Raw genomic sequence first — 18,637 nt, 5'->3', positions numbered from 1 at the left:
GAGACCTATAGATGGTCTCTTAAGCTCTTTGATCAGCAACGATATGAATATCAATATACTTCGTTTGTCTCATAATTTCATTTACAATAGAACCTTTTCGTATTTCTTCCCACCGTGTTCTCGCCGATTGCCCAAGTAAAACTTGTGTCACCTGTAGTCTTTTTGCAACTTCAATAATAACATCAGCGGGCTTTCTTCCCTTTGCTTCTTCTAATACAAAGCTCGCATCAAATTGATTCGTTAGCGATTTCCATTCTTCAATCGTTTGCTTTTTGCCTGCTGAAATAGAATCTATATTTTCTCTTTCAACGTTTAACACATACAATTCAGCATTTAGCCGATCAGCCATGCGCCAACCTCTCCGTATTAATTTCTCTGCTGTTGAACTGTATTGTACACAAACGAGAATTTTTTCTTTCACACCGATCGGTTCTATTACTGTTTGGCTAATTTTCTCATCCATATCATCTGCAACTTCTCGAAGTGATAACTCTCTTAATGCCCCTAAATTATTTATCGTAAAGAAGTTTTGTAAGCTTTGTTGAATTTTTTCTTCCTTATATATCTTTCCATCTATTAATCTCTTCCGGAGTACCTCAGGTGTTGCATCAACAAGCTGAATTTCATTTGCTTTTTGTAAAATAAAGTCTGGAATACGCTCTCGTACTTTGACATTCGTAATTTGAGCTACAATATCATGAACGCTTTCTAAATGTTGAATATTAAACGCTGATAATACAGATATACCGGCATCTAACAATTCCTGCACATCCATGTAACGTTTCTTATTTTTCGATCCGGGAATATTACTATGCGCAAGTTCATCCACAACAACAATTTGTGGTGCCCGCTTTATAATTTCTTCTACATCAAGTTCATAAAATACTTTCCCTTTATAATCTATTTCTTTTAAAGGAACTTTTTCTAAATCAGCAATTGCTTCTTCCGTCTCTTTTCTACCGTGTGTTTCAATTAAACCAACTACAATATCAATACCGTCTTTTTTCATCTCTCTTGCATCAAATAGCATTTTATAACTTTTCCCAACTCCAGGTGCAGCCCCTACGTATAGCTTTAACTTTCCGCGATTTTGCTGCCGAATATATTCTAAATACTCTTCTGGCGTTCGCCTTTGAAACGTCGGTTTATAGTCATCCGCATACAAAACACTCACAACCTTTCTTTCGAAACAGTGCTACCTCAATCCGTTAGATTGAGGTAGCACTGTTACTATTTCATTAGTTTCTGTAATTCTAAATTTAACTTTAAGACGTTCACGCGATCTTCTCCAAACAAGCCAAGCGCTGCACCTTCCGTTTGATCCTTAATCAATTGATCTAGCTTTTCTTTCGAAATATTCGTTAATTTCGAGATGCGATCTACCTGTACAGAAGCCGCCTTCGGACTAATGTCAGGATCAAGCCCTGAACCTGAATTCGTCACTAAATCTATTGGTACTTCTGTAACTGGAATGGCCCGGTTTTGTTTCTTCCAGTCATCAATACTTTTCTCAACTCGTTTTGCTAAATCTGGATTAGACGGTGCATAGTTATTTGAACCAGATGCTTCTGCTTTATATTCTATACTAGAGACACGTCCATGAAAATAACGTGGATCCGTGAAATTTTGACCGATTAATTTTGAACCAACTACTTCATCTTTATCATTATATATAAGACTTCCATCCGCATTATCCTTCATTACCGCTTGCGCAATACCAGTTACAATAAGTGGGTATACGAGGCCGCACAAAACTAGAAATGTAAAAGTAATACGAATAATTGGTGAAAGTATACTTTGTTTTTTCGCCATCTTTTTTCCCCTCTTCCTTATATGAACAAGCCGACAATCATATCAATTACTTTAATTCCAATGAATGGAACGATAACTCCACCAAGCCCATAAATGAGTAAGTTTCGGCTAAGCAATGCATTAGAACTCATCGGTTTATACGCAATACCTTTCATCGCTAACGGAATTAGTAGTGGAATAATAACTGCATTAAATATTAATGCTGATAAAATCGCTGAAAGTGGCGATGTTAATTTCATAATGTTCAATGCTTCCATTTGCGGAATTGCTAATGTAAACATCGCTGGAATGATTGCAAAGTATTTTGCTATATCGTTTGCAATACTAAACGTTGTTAACGCACCACGCGTCATTAACAATTGCTTACCAATTCCTACAACCTCAATGATTTTTGTTGGATTCGAATCTAGATCAATCATATTCGCTGCTTCTTTCGCAGCTGTCGTACCACTATTCATCGCTAATCCAACATCCGCCTGCGCTAATGCCGGGGCATCATTTGTACCATCACCTGTCATCGCTACAAGTTTCCCTTTGTCTTGCTCTGCTTTAATAACCGCAATTTTATCTTCTGGTTTACACTCAGCAACGAATTCATCTACTCCTGCTTCCTTTGCAATTGTTGCTGCTGTTAACGGATTATCACCTGTACACATAACCGTTTTAATCCCCATTTGGCGCAATTGTTCAAAACGTTCACGCATACCAGGTTTCACTGTATCCTTTAAATATATTAAACCGTAAATACGATTGTCTACTGCAACTACAAGTGGTGTTCCGCCTTCTTTTGAAATCAAATCTGCTTTTTGATTCACATCTTTTGGAATCATCCCGCCTTGCGATTGAACCCATTCAATCACGGCACCAACAGCACCTTTTCTCACTTTCGTTCCATCCTGTAAATCAACACCGCTCATTCTTGTTTCTGCTTTAAATGGAACAAATTCACCTTGTTCTGCAATTTCTCTATTATATGATATAGATTTCGTTTGTACATATTCTATAACAGATCGACCTTCTGGTGTTTCATCTAAAACTGAGCTAATCGCAGCCCATTTTCCTACTTGTTCAATCGTTTCATTTCCCACAGGGAGTAGTGTATGTGCCATACGGTTCCCGAAAGTAATCGTACCCGTTTTGTCTAAAATAATTGTATTAATATCACCCGCAGCTTCTACTGCTTTCCCTGACATTGCTAGCACATTAAACTTTGTCACGCGGTCCATCCCGGCAATACCAATCGCTGATAATAACCCACCAATTGTCGTTGGAATTAAACAAACTAACAACGCTACAAGTACAGCAGTATCAATTTGAAACCCTAGATAATTTGTGAAAATCGGCAACGTCACAACAACGATTAAGAAAATAAGCGTTAAACTCGTTAATACTGTATTTAAAGCAATCTCATTCGGCGTTTTTTGACGTGCAGCCCCTTCTACTAACGAAATCATTTTATCAATAAATGATTCGCCAGGATTACTCGTAATTACAATCGTAATCTCATCACTTACGACCATCGTACCGCCTGTTACGGAACAAAAATCACCACCCGCTTCTTTTATAACAGGAGCTGATTCTCCTGTTATTGCAGATTCATCTACAGACGCTAATCCTTTAATTACTTCACCATCATTCGGAATCATTTCTCCTTGTTTTACAATAACAACGTCACCTTTTCTCAGATCAGTTGCTGAAACTTGAACAATGTCTCCATTTTCTTTTACAACGTTTGCAAACACATCTTTCTTCGATTGTTTTAAAGAATCGGCTTGCGCTTTACCACGACCTTCAGCCAACGCTTCTGCAAAGTTAGCAAATAAAACTGTAAATAATAGAATAAGAGAAACTGTTATATTAAACCATCCTGGTACACTACTAGAAATACTTGGAAGAAAGGATAAAATTAACGTAATAATAAATCCAATTTCCACAACAAACATAATCGGATTCTTTATCATTACTTTCGGGTTCAATTTCGCAAAGGATTGTTTCATCGCATGTGTCACGATATCACGATCCATCGTTTTCGCTTGTCTAACTTCATCTTCTACAGCATGTATTTGTGACTGATTTACTTGTTTTTCTTTTACTACTACCGGTCTCATCATTTACCCTCCATTACTTCAATGTAAGAAATTCTGCAATTGGGCCGAGTACTAACATCGGGAAAAATGTTAACGCACCAACAATTACAATCGTTCCAATAAAGATTCCTCCAAATAAACCATTATCCGTACGGAACGTTCCGACTGTTTCTGGTACTACCGTCTTCTCTTTCAATGAAGCTGCCACAGCTAGCATCGTAATTAAACTGAAATAACGTCCTAAAAACATAACTAAACCAGTCGTAATATTCCAAAACGGTGTATTATCTGCTAATCCTTCAAATCCAGATCCGTTATTCGCAGCTGACGATGTGTATTCATATACAACTTGCGTTAAACCGTGAAAACCGGAGTGAGAAATCGCATCCGTTCCTAAACTTGTTGAAAGAGCTAATGCTGAAAATCCTAAAATAAGTAATGGATGAAATAGAATCGTTACTGCAATTAATTTCATTTCCTTACCTTCAATCTTTTTACCTAAAAACTCTGGTGTCCTTCCGACCATTAATCCAGATATAAAGACTGCAATAATTGCATACATAATAATATTAATAAAGCCCGCTCCAACACCACCGTATACTGTATTCAACATCATATTTACGAGTGGTACTAATCCGCCAATTGGTGTTAACGTATCATGCATCGTATTAACGGCCCCTGTTTCAGCAGCTGTCGTTACTGTTGCGTATAGTGAAGAAAATACTGTTCCAAATCGCACTTCTTTTCCTTCTGTACTTCCTTGTACATGTTCGATACCCATTCCATTTAATGCCGGATTACCATTTAATTCAGATGTAGTAATCGTTATAAATCCGAGTAAAAACACCATAAATAGTGAAACGAAAAGGATACGTCCTTGTTTTTTATTTCCTACCATTCTTCCGTACGTAAATGGAAGTGCTGTTGGCAATAACATCATAAGCATCATTTGCAAAATATTACTCATTTGCCCTGGATTTTCGAAAGGATGTGTAGAGTTTGCTCCGAAAAATCCTCCGCCGTTATTTCCAAGTTCCTTAATGGAAACGAATGATGCAACTGGACCACGTAAAATACTTTGCTTCGCACCATCAATTGTTTGTGCTGTAACCGCCCCATCTAACGTTTGTGGTACACCAAGTGCGACAAAGACTAACGCCGCAATAAATGCGATAGGAAGAAAAACTCTCGTTAACGCTCTCGTAAAATCAACGAAAAAATTACCAAGTTCTTTTCCAGCGAGCCCTCTTATAAATGCCATAACGATGGCTAACGTCGTTGCTGGTGCCGCAAACATTAAAAATGTAATCCCGATTAATTGTGATAAATAAGATAAACCATTTTCACCGCTGTAATGTTGTAAGTTTGTATCAGCCATAAAACTAATCGCTGTATTAAAAGCGAGCGTAGGCTCCATCCCTTCAATATGCGCTGGATTTAATGGCAATACACCTTGTAATCTGAAAATGAAATATACGACGACAATCATAAATCCATTGAGTAGAACTAATGATAATGCATACTGTTTCCACGTTTGATTGTATCCTTTTACACCTGTAATTTTAAAAATAAGTTTCTCAAAAGGCCCGAATACTTTATCTAGCTTCTTGCTACCTTGAAAGGCTTTCTCTAAATAAATCCCCGTTGGCTTTGCTACTAAAATAAACAAGAGCATTGTAATAACGACTGCAACCCAAATCATAATGAATGATTCCCCCTAATTAAAACTTTTCTGGATTTAATAATGCGTATACTAAGTACACCGTAATCGCTGCAACAATAACCGATAAGGCAATCATCATGATTGCTTCCCTTCTTTCACAACTTTATCTGACCAACTTGCAAGACTTGCCATCGATGCGACTAACCCAACAAAAATACCGATCATTACAACATCTAACATAACTACCCCTCACTTTTGTTAATTTTTACCATCTGGTTATCAAAAAAAGAACACTAAGCTCTACTTAGTGTTCGAAACGAACAACACAAAGTAAACCTCCTCTCTAAACGCTTACGAGGTTAGCTGTCGGATTCGGGCCTAAAGAGTAGCCCTACTTTCAAAATTGAAAGATTCACCCCAAGTGACAATGCACAAAATTGGTTCCCCCGCTCCATTTCTGGAACTCAGCGATTTTAGGTTTTTTTTGGAAATTTTACGAATGATTTATGAGAGTAAATATACTCCTCTAAATTTAACTTGTAAAGGGGTAAATTACTGAAAATAAGAAAATATCCATCTATTTAAGCGTTTACATTAGTTGTTATTAATATTTTTTCATCTGTTTTCTCGTCTTTCCTTTCTTTTTCACAGAAATGATCTTTTAAATACGAAATAAAAAGAGCGAATTACATGAAGTGCATAGCTTGTTGCACTCAGCATTCGCTCTTTTTTCATTCAACCTTTATTCTCCACGCAAAAAAGCACGCAAATTTCTCCCTCGAATATAAACTTGTGATAATTCCGCATGTAACTGCTCATATTCGGTAATATCCGCCTCTAAATACAAAACATCTTTTGATGGTAATATAATATATGGACCTGGAAAAAGAGGATCGAGCACTACCAATTCGTGAACTCTCTCTACCGATATCGCCCAACGATTCGCTATATCTCCTAGTAACAACACTTTCATCTTCATTTCCCCCACCTTATTCAAAAAATAAAAAAGAAATATTATCACAGTTCGTAAACACTACAAATTTAGCTCCAATTGTTTCATAGAGCCTGGCCGGATAGCGTTTATTCTTTGTAACAACAGTAATAGGCGCTTGAAAAGAAAAACGAATGTGTTCTGTGAAGAAACTAACTATCGGAAGCTCATCCCCTAGTAAAATCACCTTCTTAATACGTGTGCAAATACTAGTAAAATCCTTCTCCTTATTACAGCTATAAGCTGATTCAAACCCATACTCTCTAACTTCAGCCGCTATCTCTTCATTGGCTGTAAAAATAATTAACTCATGCTGAAATGCTACTAGCTCTCTTAAACTCTTTACCTTGTTTTTTTCTCCAACACAAATAAGTGTTAGTTCCATGTACCTCATCCTCCTTAGCATAAAAGAACTCAAACATAGATTGATATTCTCCTATACTAATCAGACCGATGAAGTGATGTATCCATCATGGCACCGTCCTCTCTCAAGACGCTTACGAAGTTAGCTGTCGGATTCGGACTTTGAGAGTAGCCCTACTTTCAACATTGAAAGATTCACCCCTAGTGACGACGCACAAATTGGTTCCTCCGCTCCATACATTTGGACTCAGCGTATTACAAAAAATGTATTCTGGCTGATATATTACTCCTGTATTTGGAAAAAGTAAACACAAAAAAAGCCAGTTAACAAACTGGCTTCTCGTATCTTTATACATGCGTCTTATTCAATTTATATGCAAAATGATTCGTCGGCCCATGACCACTTCCAATATTCAATGGCTCTTCAATTGCTATACTAATAAATCGTTTTGCTTCTTGAACTGCCTCTTCCATCAAGTAGCCTTTCGCAAGTCCTGCTGTAACCGCTGAAGCAAATGTACACCCACTTCCGTGCGTTTGCTTCGAAGGAATTCGTTCACTTCTAAATTCAATAAACTGCTCACCATCAAAGAGTAAATCAATTACTTCATTACCTTGATATTCTGCATGTCCGCCCTTCATAAGCACATATTTAGCCCCTAATTCATGCAATACTTTTGCAGCTTCCTTACTATCTTCTACATTATGAATCTCCATTCCAGTTAACACTTCTGCTTCAGGAACATTCGGTGTGACAACAGTTGCTACTGGCAATAAATATTCTTTTAATGCTTGTACTGCTTCTTGTTGTAATAATGACGCACCGCCTTTAGCAATCATAACAGGATCTAGCACAATATTATTCCAGCCAAATTTCTTAATATGCTCTGCCACAATTTGAATAATTTCACTACTAAATAACATTCCCAGTTTCACAGCATCTGGCGTTAAATCCGTACCAATTGAATTCAGCTGCTCCGTAATCCCTTCTAAAGAAACAGGATATACCCCTTGAACGCCAAGCGTATTTTGAGCAGTAATTGCTGTAATAGCCGTCATTCCATACACACCAAGCTCTTGGAATGTTTTTAAATCCGCCTGAATCCCAGCGCCGCCTCCGCTATCAGACCCTGCAATTGTTAAAGCTTTATTCACTTTCATCCCACTCATCCTTTTCTACCCAAAATAGCGATGATAAATTGTTTTCGCTTCGCTTATATCTTTCGTGCCATGTACAAGTACACGGCCATCTTTAAAAGCAACTAATCTCTTTTCTTCAACCGAAAATGATAATAAATATGGATTTACATTCAAATCATTCACGCGATCATTCAGCAATTTTTTATATTGTTCAAAATCCATTTCCTCTTTATGAGGTGGTCTAATTTGAACTGTATTTCTCCCGCATAACACTGCTGTTTTTGAAGTGTTTTCCTTATTTAAATATGGATATACTGCCTGTTCACCACACGATAGACAATTATGTTTACGAAGCTTTCGCACATTCATACATGAATATTCATTTTTCCATACATCAAATGATACAAGCCCATCTCGAAGCGAGTCATAATCTTCTACTAACAGTTTAAGTGTTTCCGTTACTTGATGAGAAACGACAAGAGACACAGCAGGCGATATAATCCCCGCTGTATCACATGTCGCTCCGCCAAGCGGAATCGATTGTAATAAACAAGATAAACATGGCGTTTTTCCTGGAAGAATAGTATAAGAAAGACCGTAACTCCCTACACATGCCCCATAAACCCATGGAATAGAATATTTTTGCGATATATCATTCACAATGAAACGTGTTTCAAAATTGTCAGTCGCATCGATGATTACATCAACATTTGTAACGAGTTCTTCCAACTCTTCAGCCGTTACATCCTGAACGAGAGCTTCTACTCTTACTTCACTATTAACCTCTTCTAGACGTTTTTTTGCCGCTACAGCCTTCGGAAGATTATTCTCTACATCACTCTCTGCATACAATTGTTGTCTTTGCAAATTACTCCAATCGACATAATCACGGTCAACAATTGTTACTTGACCGACGCCTGCTCTTACAAACATCTCTGCGTTTGCACTACCTAATGCGCCTGCACCGATAATAAGTACATGCTTTGTCCTTATCTTTTGTTGCCCTTCTTCCCCAATTGGAGAAAATAGCTCTTGGCGAGAATATCGATTATTCAACTACGCTCATTCCTTCTAAAGGACTACTTGCTGTTGCACAACGTTTACGTGCAATACGACCTGCTTCAAACCCTAATCGTCCTGCCTCAATACCTAATTTCATTGCATATGCCATTTTAATAGGATCGTTCGATCCAGATACTGCAGTATTTAATAACACACCATCTGCTCCTAATTCCATTGCAAATGCTGCATCAGCTGGACTACCAATACCAGCGTCAACGATAACTGGTACTGTCGCTTGTTCAATAATGAAACTTAAATTTAATGGATTTACAATACCAAGCCCTGAACCAATCGGTGATGCTCCTGGCATAATCGCGTGTACACCAAGTTCTTGTAATTTACGAGCTAATACAACATCATCAGATGTGTATGGTAGAACGATAAATCCTTCTTCTAGTAACATTTCAGATGCCTTTAACGTTTCTACTGGATCAGGTAATAACGTTCTATCATCACCAATAACTTCTACTTTTATCATGTCACAAAGTCCAGAAGCTTTTGCTAATTTTGCAATACGAACAGCTTCTTCAGCATTTTTTGCTCCTGCTGTATTCGGTAATAACGTATATTTTTTCACATCAAGTTTCTCTAATAAATTAGGCTGCTTCGCATCGAATATATCCATACGACGTACTGCGAATGTTAAAATCTCAGCCTCAGAAACATCAATTGCCTTTTGCTGCACATCAAAATCAGGGAATTTCCCTGTTCCTAATAAAAGTCTAGAATGAAATGAAAATTGTCCAATGTTTAACATAATCAACCGCCTCCTACGAAAGTTACAATCTCAATTTGGTCCCCATCAAAAACAGATGTATCGTTATGATCATCTTTTTGTAAAATATCTTTATTACGTTCTACTACAACAATTCTGTTATCTAACTCTAAATGTGTAAGTAGCCCAGCTACTGTTTTCACACTCTCTGGTACTTCAATTTGGTTACCATTAATTTTTAAATTCAAACTTCCATCCCCTTTCTAAACCGTTTTAGAAAGCAATGAATCTAGCAAGTGATTCTCCTGCTTTCCTTCTATTAAATCAGCCATATACTGACCAGAAACAGGACTTAATAAAATGCCGTTTCGATAATGTCCAGTACAAGCATATAAACCTTTTATTTCTTCATGCTCTCCCATATAAGGAGCTTCATGATTAGACTGCGGTCTTAACCCAGCCCACGTACTTTCCCATTCTGCTTCTTTTAAAGCAGGCAATATTGTATACGCACGCTCTAATATGGAAGTAATACTTTCTGGTTGTACAGATTTATTAAATGTATGAGGCTTCATCGTTGCCCCAATCACATAACGGCCACCGCGCTTCGGCGTAATATAAAACCTCTCCTGGAAAATAGGAGCTTTCAACAGAGGTTTCCTGCTTCTTACTGCAACAACCTCCCCCTTAACAGGATATGTACCCCAATCACTCTGAAAATAATGTAGCAATTTCGTACTCCATGATCCTCCGGCGATAACGACTTTTTCACATGTGATTACACCTTCGCTTGTCACAATTCCAGTCACTTTATTATTTTCAATACGAATATCAAACACTTCTGTTTGTTCATATATATCAGCTCCGGAAATTGCTGCAGAATGTGCGAATGCTTTCGTAAGCTCTGGTGCAATAACTTGACCATCTTTTGGATAATACACCGCCCCTATAATTGACTCGGAAAGAAACGGCTCTTTTTCCCGTAAATGGTCCCCCGTTAGAAATCGGGAATCTTCACCTGTTTTCTGCTGCCAATCCATAATATGAAGAATTCTTTTCTTCTCATCTTCATTTTGAGCGATGCGATAAATACCCTTTTCTTCATACCCAATATCGATGCCTGTTTTTTCACGTAAAACTGCTGCAAGTTGTGGAAATATAGCACGGCTTTCTCTAGCAAGCTCAAACAACGGATCATATGCATCCCATTCTGCCTGAACACCGAGCAAACCAGCAGCTGCTTTCGAAGCTTCAGATGCGATTCTTTGCTTCTCTACAATCGCTACTTTATGCCCTCTTTCTGCTAGAAAGTGTGCAACTGAACTACCAATTACACCTCCGCCAATAATCGCTACATCATACTTCTTACACATGTTTTTCCGCCCACTTTCTTATTGATTCCTTATAAGATTTCGCCTTGCTATACGGATTACTACTGCTTATAATCCCGGACATAACAGCAATGCCACTTACACCATTTGCAAGAACATCACCTGTATTTTCAGGGGTAATCCCACCAATTGCAGTTATTGGTATGGATAAACAACTTGCCATATGAGCAATTTCTTCTAATCCTCTCGCTGGCACACCTTTTTTACAATCTGTCGGAAATACATGACCATAAACGAGTGAATCTGCTCCATTTTTAAATGCTACTATCGCTTCATCTAGCGAATGTACTGAATAACCGACATGCAAATAAGAAAACTTTTCTTTTACTAACCTTACATCTGCGCTTCGATATCCTAGCTGAACACGCGGAATATTTAATAGAATAGCAATATCAATTCGATCATTTATCACTATCTTCGATGCTGGAAAGCCTTTCCCCAAAAGACTTTCCACACCTTCATACAATTCCTTCGTACTTTTCTCACGCTCACGAATATGCAAATAATCGATCTCACTCTCAATTTGCATCGCTACATTCACTAACTCTTCGAATGGCATATGGCCATTTGAGATTACATGGAGCTCATTTTTCATATTCATTCGCCTACTTTAAAATGTTTTCAAATAATTCATCGGCTGGAACGATTTCTTTCGTCATTCCTTTGTCTTTCAACCATTTGTTTTGTTTCTCCCATGACTCTTTTGAATCCGATAAGAATGGCTCATCTTTCGTTTCCATCTTCTCTAATAAAATTTTCATACTTTCTTTTTCAACTTCTGGTACAAGCGGGAAGTTTTCTTTTTCTTGATGATTTAATAAAATATTTAATGCTTCATCGGGTTTTTTCTTCATAAAGTCATACCCTTTTTGTGCCCCACGTAAAAAGGCTTGCAATGCTTCTTTATCTTTTTTCAACGTTTTATCACCCGTTACAAACACAAGCTCATGATAGTTCGGTACACCATAATCTGCTGGATTAAAGTATGCTGGTTCATGACCTTCATGACGCATAACAGGTACTTCATGGTTAATGTATGCCCCTGTTACCGCATCCACTTTTTTCGTAATTAATGCTGGTACTAAATCAAAGCCAACATCGACTACTTTCACTGTATCTGGATTACCACCAGCTTCTTTTACCATCGTTTTTAAATACATCTCACTTAAAGGTGTTCCAGAATATCCAACTGTTTTCCCCTCTAAATCTTTTGGCGATTGAATGCCTGCTGATTTCAGTGATACAACATGATTTAACGGTGAACGTACGACAGCTCCAATTGATTTCACTGGAATTTGTTCATTTGCTTTTGCCATGACAACATCTGGTTGATAATACAAACCAACTGTCACTTTCCCTGCTGCCGCTAGCGTTAATGGATCAGTCGGATTAGAAGGGAATTTAATATTCACCTTGACTCCTTCTTCTTTAAAGTATCCTTTTTCAATTGCCGTATAAATAAAGCTATGTACCGCATTCGGGTACCAATCAAGCATTACTGTTATTTCTTTTTCTGATTTATTCTTATCTGATGCCGAGTTACTCGAACATCCTGCAATCATTGCAACTAATAATGTAAACACAAAGATGCGTTTTAATAATTTCATGAATGTTTCCTCCAACTAATAAATTTCTTTTCCAATATGGAAATAAGTATGACGAAGAAAATAGCTAATAATGATAACAATACAATTGGTGCAAATACACCAGCTCCGTCTAACTGCGTCATCATTCTTTTACTGAAATATCCAAGCCCAGCTTGTGCACCGAGCCATTCACCAATCGCTGCCCCAATAACGCTAAGTGGTACCGCAATTTTTAACGCTGAAAAAAAGTAAGGAAGAGCAGATGGCAACTTTAGCTTTAGAAAAACATCTTTTTTCGTTGCACCATATGTAACTAATAGCTCCTCCCATTCTTTTTTCGTACTGCGCAGTCCATCATACGTATTGACCGCAATTGGGAAAAACGTAATTAAAACGGTAACAACAACCTTACTCCAGATGGTATATCCAAACCATAAAACGAAGAGCGGCGCAAGCGCAGTAATCGGGATGGTTTGTGAAGCAACTAATAACGGATAAAATGCTCTTTCCATCCACGTACTCGCATTCATTAACATTGCTAGCCCTACGCCCAGTACGATAGAAATAACAACGCCTATTAAAACGACGTACAACGTTGCAGGTAAATGAACCGTAAATAATATATCTTTCAGCGCCCATATCTTCATTACAATTGCAGAAGGTGATGGCAAAATGTACATCTCATCTACAATTCTTGCTCCTACTTCCCACAGAGCAAGTAAAATTCCACTTAATATTAGGGCAGGTAATAACTTCTTCAAGCGATTCATCATACGAGTACCTGCCTTTGTAACATACTAAGGAGCTCTTCTTTAAGCGCTAACACTTCAGGCTTATATAAATCTTTTCTTGTTCGGTTACGATCAAGCGGCACAATTCGCTCAGTTAAAGTTGCTATCGGTTGATTTTCTACAACCAAAATTCGATTAGAAAGAAACAATGCTTCTTCAACATCATGAGTGATAAATAAAATTGTTTTTTCCCACTCTTTCCATTGTTCAAACAACCATTCTTGCAAAGATGCCTTCGTTAAAGCGTCCAATGCGCTAAACGGTTCATCTAACAATAATATCTCCCCGCCTGTTAATAAAGTTCGGATAAAAGATACGCGTTGCCTCATACCACCAGATAAATCTTTCGGATATTTTTTCTCGTACCCTTGTAAACCAAATTTATGTAACAGTTGTTTCGCTTTTACTTGCGCTTCTTTCTTCTGCACACCTTGGCACTCTAGCGGCAGGGCAGCATTCTCAATAATCGTCCTCCACGGCAAGAGCATATCTTTTTGGGGCATATACCCTACAGGATGACTCTTTGTTTTTGTCAGCTCTATCTGTCCAGTACTTGCCTCTTCTAAGCCTGTAATAAGGCGAAATAAAGTACTTTTCCCGCATCCACTTGGCCCGATAATACTTACAAACTCTTTATCTTGTATAGAAGCATTTAATTCATTGATGATTGGTTTCTCATCATAATGAAAGGAAACATTATGAAACTGTAGTATGTTCTTGCTCCTCAAAACCCCACATCTCCTTACGATAAGCCATATCCCAGAATAAATATTCAAATCGGCTGGAATATAAGAAAATCTCCTCTAATCGGTCTAGCTCTTTCTCTGACTTTCCAACTGCCATTTCATTTAATAAATCTATTAACCAAATACAAAGGTTACCGTATTCTTCAGAACAATATCCTTGAATCCACTCTCCAAAGAACTCATGATCGCTTGCTCCAGGAATATCATTTAAACGCTTTCCGATCTCCCAATAGCTCCACATACATGGAAGTAAAGCTGATATTAATTCTGCAAGTGTGCCATTTTGAGATACAGACATCATGTAATTTGTATAGGCTAAATTTTTAGCAGATGGTTTCGCAGATTCTATCTCCTCTACAGTAATGCCAAGTTTATTTGCATACTGTTTATGGATCGTCATTTCTCCATTTAAAATCCCATCAATTTGCTCTGCAAATTTTGCCATAACTTGTGGATTCGTTGCCTTTACAACCCCAATTGCATATAGCTTTGCATAATCTAACAAATATAAATAATCTTGAATAATATAATACTGGAATTTGTCTTTTTCCAACGTACCATCCCCCATACCTACTACAAACGGATGATTATGACTTTTCTCCCAAACAGGCTGCACCGTATCAAATAATCTTTCACAAAATTTCATTAATAATTCCCCTTCCTATATATCTATTTATCTCAATAAAAAAACCACTTCTGTATATAAGAAGTGGTTACAGCAAATAAAATTATAATTTATTCGTTGTTCCACTTCCCTTCGCTAGTATTATCTAGATCAGGTGTTGTAAGGGTTAAGGATTATTCCTCTCTCAGCACGAAAAGCACCCCTAGTGGTGTTAATATGAAATTTTCAAATAAAAAAGCCCCGTTTCTATACGCAAAGAAACGGGGACTCATTGTTAATGTCCGAATTGCTTCCCTACGCTAGCATAATCTAGATCAGGTAATAAAAAGGATCAAAGGCTTATGGCCCTACTCTCAGCTGGCAACACCAGCCCTCCTAGCAAACTATAAAATTATCACTGTCAGTATAACATCGCCATAAGACATCATCAACTGTTTTAATTTTCTTAATTAAGAATTAATTCTTAACGTGTTAAACAAATATAAATGCGACCTCACAAATGATATATACAATATTTATATACGAATCTCTCTTCTGACATTATTTTTATTGATTTCATATTACATTTATGTGAATACGACCAATATATTATATCTTTATACTATAATAAAATTACAACTATACAACTAGAGGAGGTCTTTATTACATGAATATGAAAGCCACAGCTTTAACAGCAACTACTATCGCAATTGCTTCTTTACTTCCTTCTATGGGAGAATCCGATATACAAACAGCGGCTGCTAAGCAACCATCTACAGTAAAAACTGGATATGTAAAAATTGACAACGTTGCACTACATCAAAATAGCCATACAGACAGTGCAATAGTTGATACCATTCGATTTAATAGCCCGGTTACTATTCTTGAAACAGTTCAAGATTGGTATAAAGTATCTGTTAACAACAAAACAGGCTATATGAAAAAAGATGCAATTCTATTCAAAAAAAATGTTCAACCAAAGTCTCAATATATCGTAACTGCAAACGCATTAAACGTTCGTTCTGAACCTAATACAGAGTCTTCTATTCTAGATATATTACCAAATGGTCAATTCATTACCATTCAAGGTGAACAAGGAGATTGGTACAAAATATTACATAACGGTCAAATTGGTTACGTACAAAAAACATTTGTATCTAATGGATCCACACCTCTAGTAAAAGGTGTAACAGTACAAGGTTCTCCTTCGTATACTGTTGCAACACCAAAATTAAATGTACGTAGCAATGCTAGCACAAGTGGCACTCTACTTGGCTCATTACAAAATGGTACACAAGTACAAGTAGTAGAAACGGTAGGTACTTGGTATAAAATTCGTTTTGGCACAGGATACGGATATGTAGCAAAACACTATGTAGTGCAAAATCAACCACAAGCTAAAACAGCTCAACCTGCATCAATTCCAGCAGTTTTCAAATTCCCTACTCAAGGGAAAATCAGCTCCACTTTTGATATGCGCTGGGAGCAAATGCATTATGGTATAGATATAGCAGCACAAGGAAATGTCTCTATTCAAGCTGCTGCTGCAGGTAAGGTTGTGAAATCTTATTATTCGGCTAGCTACGGCAATGTCGTATTCATCGCCCATCAAATAAATGGGAAATTATATACAACAGTTTATGCTCATATGAAGGATCGCACTGTACAAGCTGGTGATCAAGTACAAACTGGACAATTAGTAGGTCATATGGGAAACACAGGTCATTCATACGGGCAACATCTCCATTTTGAATTACATAATGGGGAATGGAATTTTGAAAAAACAAATGCAGTAAACCCACTGCCATATTTAGTTAGGTAAATTATATGCCACGCAATATACCTCTCTTTATTGAATACCTGGCCTTTTTAGGTTTAATCTGTTGTTTAATCATTTATAATACGAACACTGTATTTTTATCTATTATTATTGCTTTTGTTGCTTTAGAAATCATTATGGAAGCATTACAAATGCGGCTAAAACAAAAAATTGCCCATATTTATAATGTAATTTTTCTTTTAAGTGCTCTTGTAACAAATATAATTAGTAATGGTTTTTATTTATCTACCGTACTTCCTGTATTCTTTATAGGTGTTTTATTATTCATAGCTAGATACGTTCATGTTCCTAATAACCAAAAACATGAACAAGAAGCTTAGAAAGAGGAGACACTGTGTACCAATCTTTCAAAGATAATCCAATGAAATATATATTGAATTTATATGAAAAAATGAATACTTTTTTTGGTATACAAGGAAGTTATACTGCACAATTTCTCCTTTATGGAATGTTATTTCTTATCTTAGGTACTTTCTCCTTGCTTTACTAACAAAAAAAGGATCTCACATAAACTTGAGATCCTTTTTAATTTATATTAATTTTTAATATGAAAAATATGGTTTATCCACAAGCATATTTTTCATAAATGAAACTAAGATTATATTTTTTCTCTAAGCTCATTCTTTGTTCATCGTCGCACCAATAGAAAAGAATATCATGAATCGTTGCATAACGCTTATTTTTAAGAAATAGTTTAAAGAATGATGGTAAACAATCATGTAATTGTATAAATATATAATTGCGTAGTATTTCTTCTTTGTATTCAATTCCCTTACAAATATACAGTAATTCTTCACAGTAATATGCATGCTGTGGAACTTGGATCATTTCGAAAAATGGTACATATGATAGTAGCTTTCCAATAAAATGACCATACCGATCCATTACCCCTATCGTCATATGCTCCATCATTTCTTTCATCACATATAAATAATCATCTACATGAGTTGTCTTTAAAGGGTCTAATCGATCGGAAATTTGTGAAAGTACAGCTCTTTGACAAGCTAAAACCGCTTGACTAGGTCCATAATATGATAGGAAGTCTGTACACTTACGATACTTCCGTAATAAGTCATGTGTATATAAATCATACACAAAAGTATTACAATACATTGCCAGACTCATCATATCACTATTTAATTGCTCTTTTGACAGTAGCTTAGCTCGCTTACACATATAAAAGAATGTAAATTCCAATACTTCTTTATGAGATAATAGATGTTTGCAATCTGTTATACATTTCTCATTAAATTTAACTCGATCCCAAATTTCTACATCCTCAGCTGTTAATTCACCAATACGATATTTAATAATTAAATAGTTTAAAGCAACTGCTTTCGTCAAAAGATCCCATGTTTCATACTCCAATGAAGTTCGGACAAATTCATCTAGCCCTTGGGTTATCATAAAAGCATTTGCCTCTTCATACCAACCAATCTCTTGACATAAACGAAGAATACGTACTAGAGTTGGAATTTCATCTTTATGAAACTGCGGTAAATTCTTTACTTTATTCATGCCATATACGATAAATGGCGCTAAATTTTCTTCTTTATAAAATTCTTTTTCTTTCCATACTAATATAGTTCGCTCTTTCCCTTCACCTTTTGGATGACAAGGTACAAGCAAAGAAAATAACTCAGCGAAATCATTTGGTTCTATATATGTATCTGTAACCAAATTCCAATTTGGATCGCCCTGTACAGCCCTCATATAATTCCCCTTCCCTTTTTATCCCGCTATTTGCGGGCAGTAAGACTCCCACCTCAAAATTCTGCGAATGCGAGGAAGTTAGGTAGGAGATAAAACTGCCCATAAAAGCCCGATTGGTTCAACTAATAATTAT

Annotated in this window: 21 protein-coding genes and 4 riboswitches; of the genes, 2 read left to right on the top strand and 19 right to left on the bottom strand. The window is 36.7% G+C overall.

Annotated elements, in window-relative coordinates; genetic code table 11:
• Positions 1-19 precede the first annotated feature (19 nt).
• From kdpDN to tenA, 18 genes are all read right to left on the bottom strand, one after another.
• A complete protein-coding gene (kdpDN, locus tag MHH59_RS03835; protein WP_087946251.1) occupies positions 20-1,174 on the bottom strand; it encodes a KdpD-like non-kinase potassium sensor in 1,155 nt (384 codons plus the stop codon).
• A gap of 56 nt (positions 1,175-1,230) precedes the next feature.
• Positions 1,231-1,812, bottom strand: a complete 582-nt coding sequence (gene kdpC / locus MHH59_RS03830; RefSeq protein ID WP_340850837.1) for a K(+)-transporting ATPase subunit C — start codon at positions 1,810-1,812, stop codon at positions 1,231-1,233.
• Between the two features lie 17 nt (positions 1,813-1,829).
• On the bottom strand, positions 1,830-3,920 hold the full coding sequence (gene kdpB, locus MHH59_RS03825) for a potassium-transporting ATPase subunit KdpB (RefSeq protein ID WP_002125344.1): 2,091 nt from the start codon (positions 3,918-3,920) through the stop codon (positions 1,830-1,832).
• Between the two features lie 13 nt (positions 3,921-3,933).
• Positions 3,934-5,601 (bottom strand): potassium-transporting ATPase subunit KdpA, encoded by a 1,668-nt coding sequence (kdpA, locus tag MHH59_RS03820; RefSeq protein WP_002125340.1) that lies wholly within the window; start codon positions 5,599-5,601, stop codon positions 3,934-3,936.
• Positions 5,602-5,620: 19 nt separating this feature from the next.
• A complete protein-coding gene (gene kdpF / locus MHH59_RS03815; RefSeq protein ID WP_000972378.1) occupies positions 5,621-5,701 on the bottom strand; it encodes a K(+)-transporting ATPase subunit F in 81 nt (26 codons plus the stop codon).
• Positions 5,698-5,802 carry a SipW-dependent-type signal peptide-containing protein gene (locus MHH59_RS03810; RefSeq protein WP_000887888.1) on the bottom strand — a complete coding sequence of 35 codons (105 nt, stop codon included), beginning with the start codon at positions 5,800-5,802 and terminating at the stop codon, positions 5,698-5,700. The genes kdpF and MHH59_RS03810 overlap by 4 nt, the downstream gene beginning before the upstream one ends.
• Positions 5,803-5,896: 94 nt before the next feature.
• Positions 5,897-6,042, bottom strand: a riboswitch (cyclic di-AMP (ydaO/yuaA leader).
• Between the two features lie 262 nt (positions 6,043-6,304).
• Entirely contained in the window at positions 6,305-6,535 is a 231-nt protein-coding gene (locus tag MHH59_RS03805; RefSeq protein ID WP_016101779.1) for a hypothetical protein, read from the bottom strand.
• A gap of 16 nt (positions 6,536-6,551) precedes the next feature.
• Positions 6,552-6,938: a hypothetical protein gene (locus tag MHH59_RS03800; RefSeq protein ID WP_002010661.1), complete on the bottom strand. Its 387-nt coding sequence runs from the start codon at positions 6,936-6,938 to the stop codon at positions 6,552-6,554.
• Between the two features lie 93 nt (positions 6,939-7,031).
• Positions 7,032-7,179, bottom strand: a riboswitch (cyclic di-AMP (ydaO/yuaA leader).
• Between the two features lie 85 nt (positions 7,180-7,264).
• Complete coding sequence (gene thiD / locus MHH59_RS03795) at positions 7,265-8,077, bottom strand: bifunctional hydroxymethylpyrimidine kinase/phosphomethylpyrimidine kinase (RefSeq protein WP_002125335.1); 813 nt, start codon at positions 8,075-8,077, stop codon at positions 7,265-7,267.
• A 15-nt stretch (positions 8,078-8,092) separates the two neighbouring features.
• Entirely contained in the window at positions 8,093-9,112 is a 1,020-nt protein-coding gene (locus tag MHH59_RS03790; protein WP_002125334.1) for a thiazole biosynthesis adenylyltransferase ThiF, read from the bottom strand.
• Positions 9,105-9,875: a thiazole synthase gene (thiG, locus tag MHH59_RS03785; protein WP_002125333.1), complete on the bottom strand. Its 771-nt coding sequence runs from the start codon at positions 9,873-9,875 to the stop codon at positions 9,105-9,107. The genes MHH59_RS03790 and thiG overlap by 8 nt, the downstream gene beginning before the upstream one ends.
• A gap of 2 nt (positions 9,876-9,877) precedes the next feature.
• Positions 9,878-10,081 (bottom strand): sulfur carrier protein ThiS, encoded by a 204-nt coding sequence (thiS, locus tag MHH59_RS03780; protein ID WP_001049509.1) that lies wholly within the window; start codon positions 10,079-10,081, stop codon positions 9,878-9,880.
• A 15-nt stretch (positions 10,082-10,096) separates the two neighbouring features.
• The gene (gene thiO / locus MHH59_RS03775; RefSeq protein WP_002186756.1) at positions 10,097-11,206 is read right to left on the bottom strand and encodes a glycine oxidase ThiO; all 1,110 of its coding nucleotides are present in this window, start codon (positions 11,204-11,206) and stop codon (positions 10,097-10,099) included.
• Entirely contained in the window at positions 11,199-11,819 is a 621-nt protein-coding gene (tenI, locus tag MHH59_RS03770) for a thiazole tautomerase TenI (protein ID WP_016101785.1), read from the bottom strand. The genes thiO and tenI overlap by 8 nt, the downstream gene beginning before the upstream one ends.
• 10 nt (positions 11,820-11,829) lie before the next feature.
• Positions 11,830-12,831 carry an ABC transporter substrate-binding protein gene (locus tag MHH59_RS03765; protein WP_002125329.1) on the bottom strand — a complete coding sequence of 334 codons (1,002 nt, stop codon included), beginning with the start codon at positions 12,829-12,831 and terminating at the stop codon, positions 11,830-11,832.
• Positions 12,828-13,580: an ABC transporter permease gene (locus MHH59_RS03760; protein ID WP_340852900.1), complete on the bottom strand. Its 753-nt coding sequence runs from the start codon at positions 13,578-13,580 to the stop codon at positions 12,828-12,830. Before MHH59_RS03760 ends, MHH59_RS03765 begins: the two co-directional genes overlap by 4 nt.
• The gene (locus MHH59_RS03755) at positions 13,580-14,329 is read right to left on the bottom strand and encodes an ABC transporter ATP-binding protein (protein ID WP_078178468.1); all 750 of its coding nucleotides are present in this window, start codon (positions 14,327-14,329) and stop codon (positions 13,580-13,582) included. The genes MHH59_RS03760 and MHH59_RS03755 overlap by 1 nt, the downstream gene beginning before the upstream one ends.
• Complete coding sequence (gene tenA / locus MHH59_RS03750) at positions 14,298-14,993, bottom strand: thiaminase II (protein WP_002125324.1); 696 nt, start codon at positions 14,991-14,993, stop codon at positions 14,298-14,300. The genes MHH59_RS03755 and tenA overlap by 32 nt, the downstream gene beginning before the upstream one ends.
• A gap of 89 nt (positions 14,994-15,082) precedes the next feature.
• A riboswitch (TPP riboswitch) is annotated at positions 15,083-15,186 on the bottom strand.
• 60 nt (positions 15,187-15,246) lie between these two features.
• Positions 15,247-15,359, bottom strand: a riboswitch (TPP riboswitch).
• Positions 15,360-15,618: 259 nt separating this feature from the next.
• Between tenA and MHH59_RS03745 the strand changes: the two genes are divergently transcribed.
• Together MHH59_RS03745 and MHH59_RS03740 are read left to right on the top strand one after the other, a co-directional pair.
• Positions 15,619-16,773, top strand: coding sequence for an SH3 domain-containing protein (locus MHH59_RS03745; protein WP_078178467.1), 1,155 nt, complete (start codon positions 15,619-15,621; stop codon positions 16,771-16,773).
• A gap of 5 nt (positions 16,774-16,778) precedes the next feature.
• Positions 16,779-17,111 (top strand): hypothetical protein, encoded by a 333-nt coding sequence (locus MHH59_RS03740; RefSeq protein ID WP_078178466.1) that lies wholly within the window; start codon positions 16,779-16,781, stop codon positions 17,109-17,111.
• Positions 17,112-17,352: 241 nt separating this feature from the next.
• On the opposite strand, the gene MHH59_RS03735 is transcribed toward MHH59_RS03740, so the two are convergent.
• Complete coding sequence (locus MHH59_RS03735) at positions 17,353-18,504, bottom strand: DUF3965 domain-containing protein (RefSeq protein ID WP_002125318.1); 1,152 nt, start codon at positions 18,502-18,504, stop codon at positions 17,353-17,355.
• Positions 18,505-18,637: the final 133 nt, after the last annotated feature.

Origin of the sequence: Bacillus sp. FSL E2-0195 (assembly GCF_038003645.1) — a bacterium.
Classification (GTDB): domain Bacteria; phylum Bacillota; class Bacilli; order Bacillales; family Bacillaceae_G; genus Bacillus_A; species Bacillus_A mycoides.
The sequence above is the reverse complement of the archived record's forward strand: the minus strand, read 5'-3'. Positions and strand labels throughout refer to the sequence as shown.

What these genes read in the sequence shown, in the direction of transcription:
- kdpC (WP_340850837.1), bottom strand. Translation starts at nt 1,812, where the DNA reads ATGGCGAAAAAACAAAGTATACTTTCACCAATTATTCGTATTACTTTT.
- kdpB (WP_002125344.1), bottom strand. Translation starts at nt 3,920, where the DNA reads ATGAGACCGGTAGTAGTAAAAGAAAAACAAGTAAATCAGTCACAAATA.
- kdpA (WP_002125340.1), bottom strand. Translation starts at nt 5,601, where the DNA reads ATGATTTGGGTTGCAGTCGTTATTACAATGCTCTTGTTTATTTTAGTA.
- kdpF (WP_000972378.1), bottom strand. Translation starts at nt 5,701, where the DNA reads ATGATGATTGCCTTATCGGTTATTGTTGCAGCGATTACGGTGTACTTA.
- MHH59_RS03810 (WP_000887888.1), bottom strand. Translation starts at nt 5,802, where the DNA reads ATGTTAGATGTTGTAATGATCGGTATTTTTGTTGGGTTAGTCGCATCG.
- MHH59_RS03805 (WP_016101779.1), bottom strand. Translation starts at nt 6,535, where the DNA reads ATGAAAGTGTTGTTACTAGGAGATATAGCGAATCGTTGGGCGATATCG.
- MHH59_RS03800 (WP_002010661.1), bottom strand. Translation starts at nt 6,938, where the DNA reads ATGGAACTAACACTTATTTGTGTTGGAGAAAAAAACAAGGTAAAGAGT.
- thiD (WP_002125335.1), bottom strand. Translation starts at nt 8,077, where the DNA reads ATGAAAGTGAATAAAGCTTTAACAATTGCAGGGTCTGATAGCGGAGGC.
- thiG (WP_002125333.1), bottom strand. Translation starts at nt 9,875, where the DNA reads ATGTTAAACATTGGACAATTTTCATTTCATTCTAGACTTTTATTAGGA.
- thiO (WP_002186756.1), bottom strand. Translation starts at nt 11,206, where the DNA reads ATGTGTAAGAAGTATGATGTAGCGATTATTGGCGGAGGTGTAATTGGT.
- tenI (WP_016101785.1), bottom strand. Translation starts at nt 11,819, where the DNA reads ATGAAAAATGAGCTCCATGTAATCTCAAATGGCCATATGCCATTCGAA.
- MHH59_RS03765 (WP_002125329.1), bottom strand. Translation starts at nt 12,831, where the DNA reads ATGAAATTATTAAAACGCATCTTTGTGTTTACATTATTAGTTGCAATG.
- MHH59_RS03760 (WP_340852900.1), bottom strand. Translation starts at nt 13,580, where the DNA reads ATGAATCGCTTGAAGAAGTTATTACCTGCCCTAATATTAAGTGGAATT.
- tenA (WP_002125324.1), bottom strand. Translation starts at nt 14,993, where the DNA reads ATGAAATTTTGTGAAAGATTATTTGATACGGTGCAGCCTGTTTGGGAG.
- MHH59_RS03745 (WP_078178467.1), top strand. Translation starts at nt 15,619, where the DNA reads ATGAATATGAAAGCCACAGCTTTAACAGCAACTACTATCGCAATTGCT.
- MHH59_RS03740 (WP_078178466.1), top strand. Translation starts at nt 16,779, where the DNA reads ATGCCACGCAATATACCTCTCTTTATTGAATACCTGGCCTTTTTAGGT.
- MHH59_RS03735 (WP_002125318.1), bottom strand. Translation starts at nt 18,504, where the DNA reads ATGAGGGCTGTACAGGGCGATCCAAATTGGAATTTGGTTACAGATACA.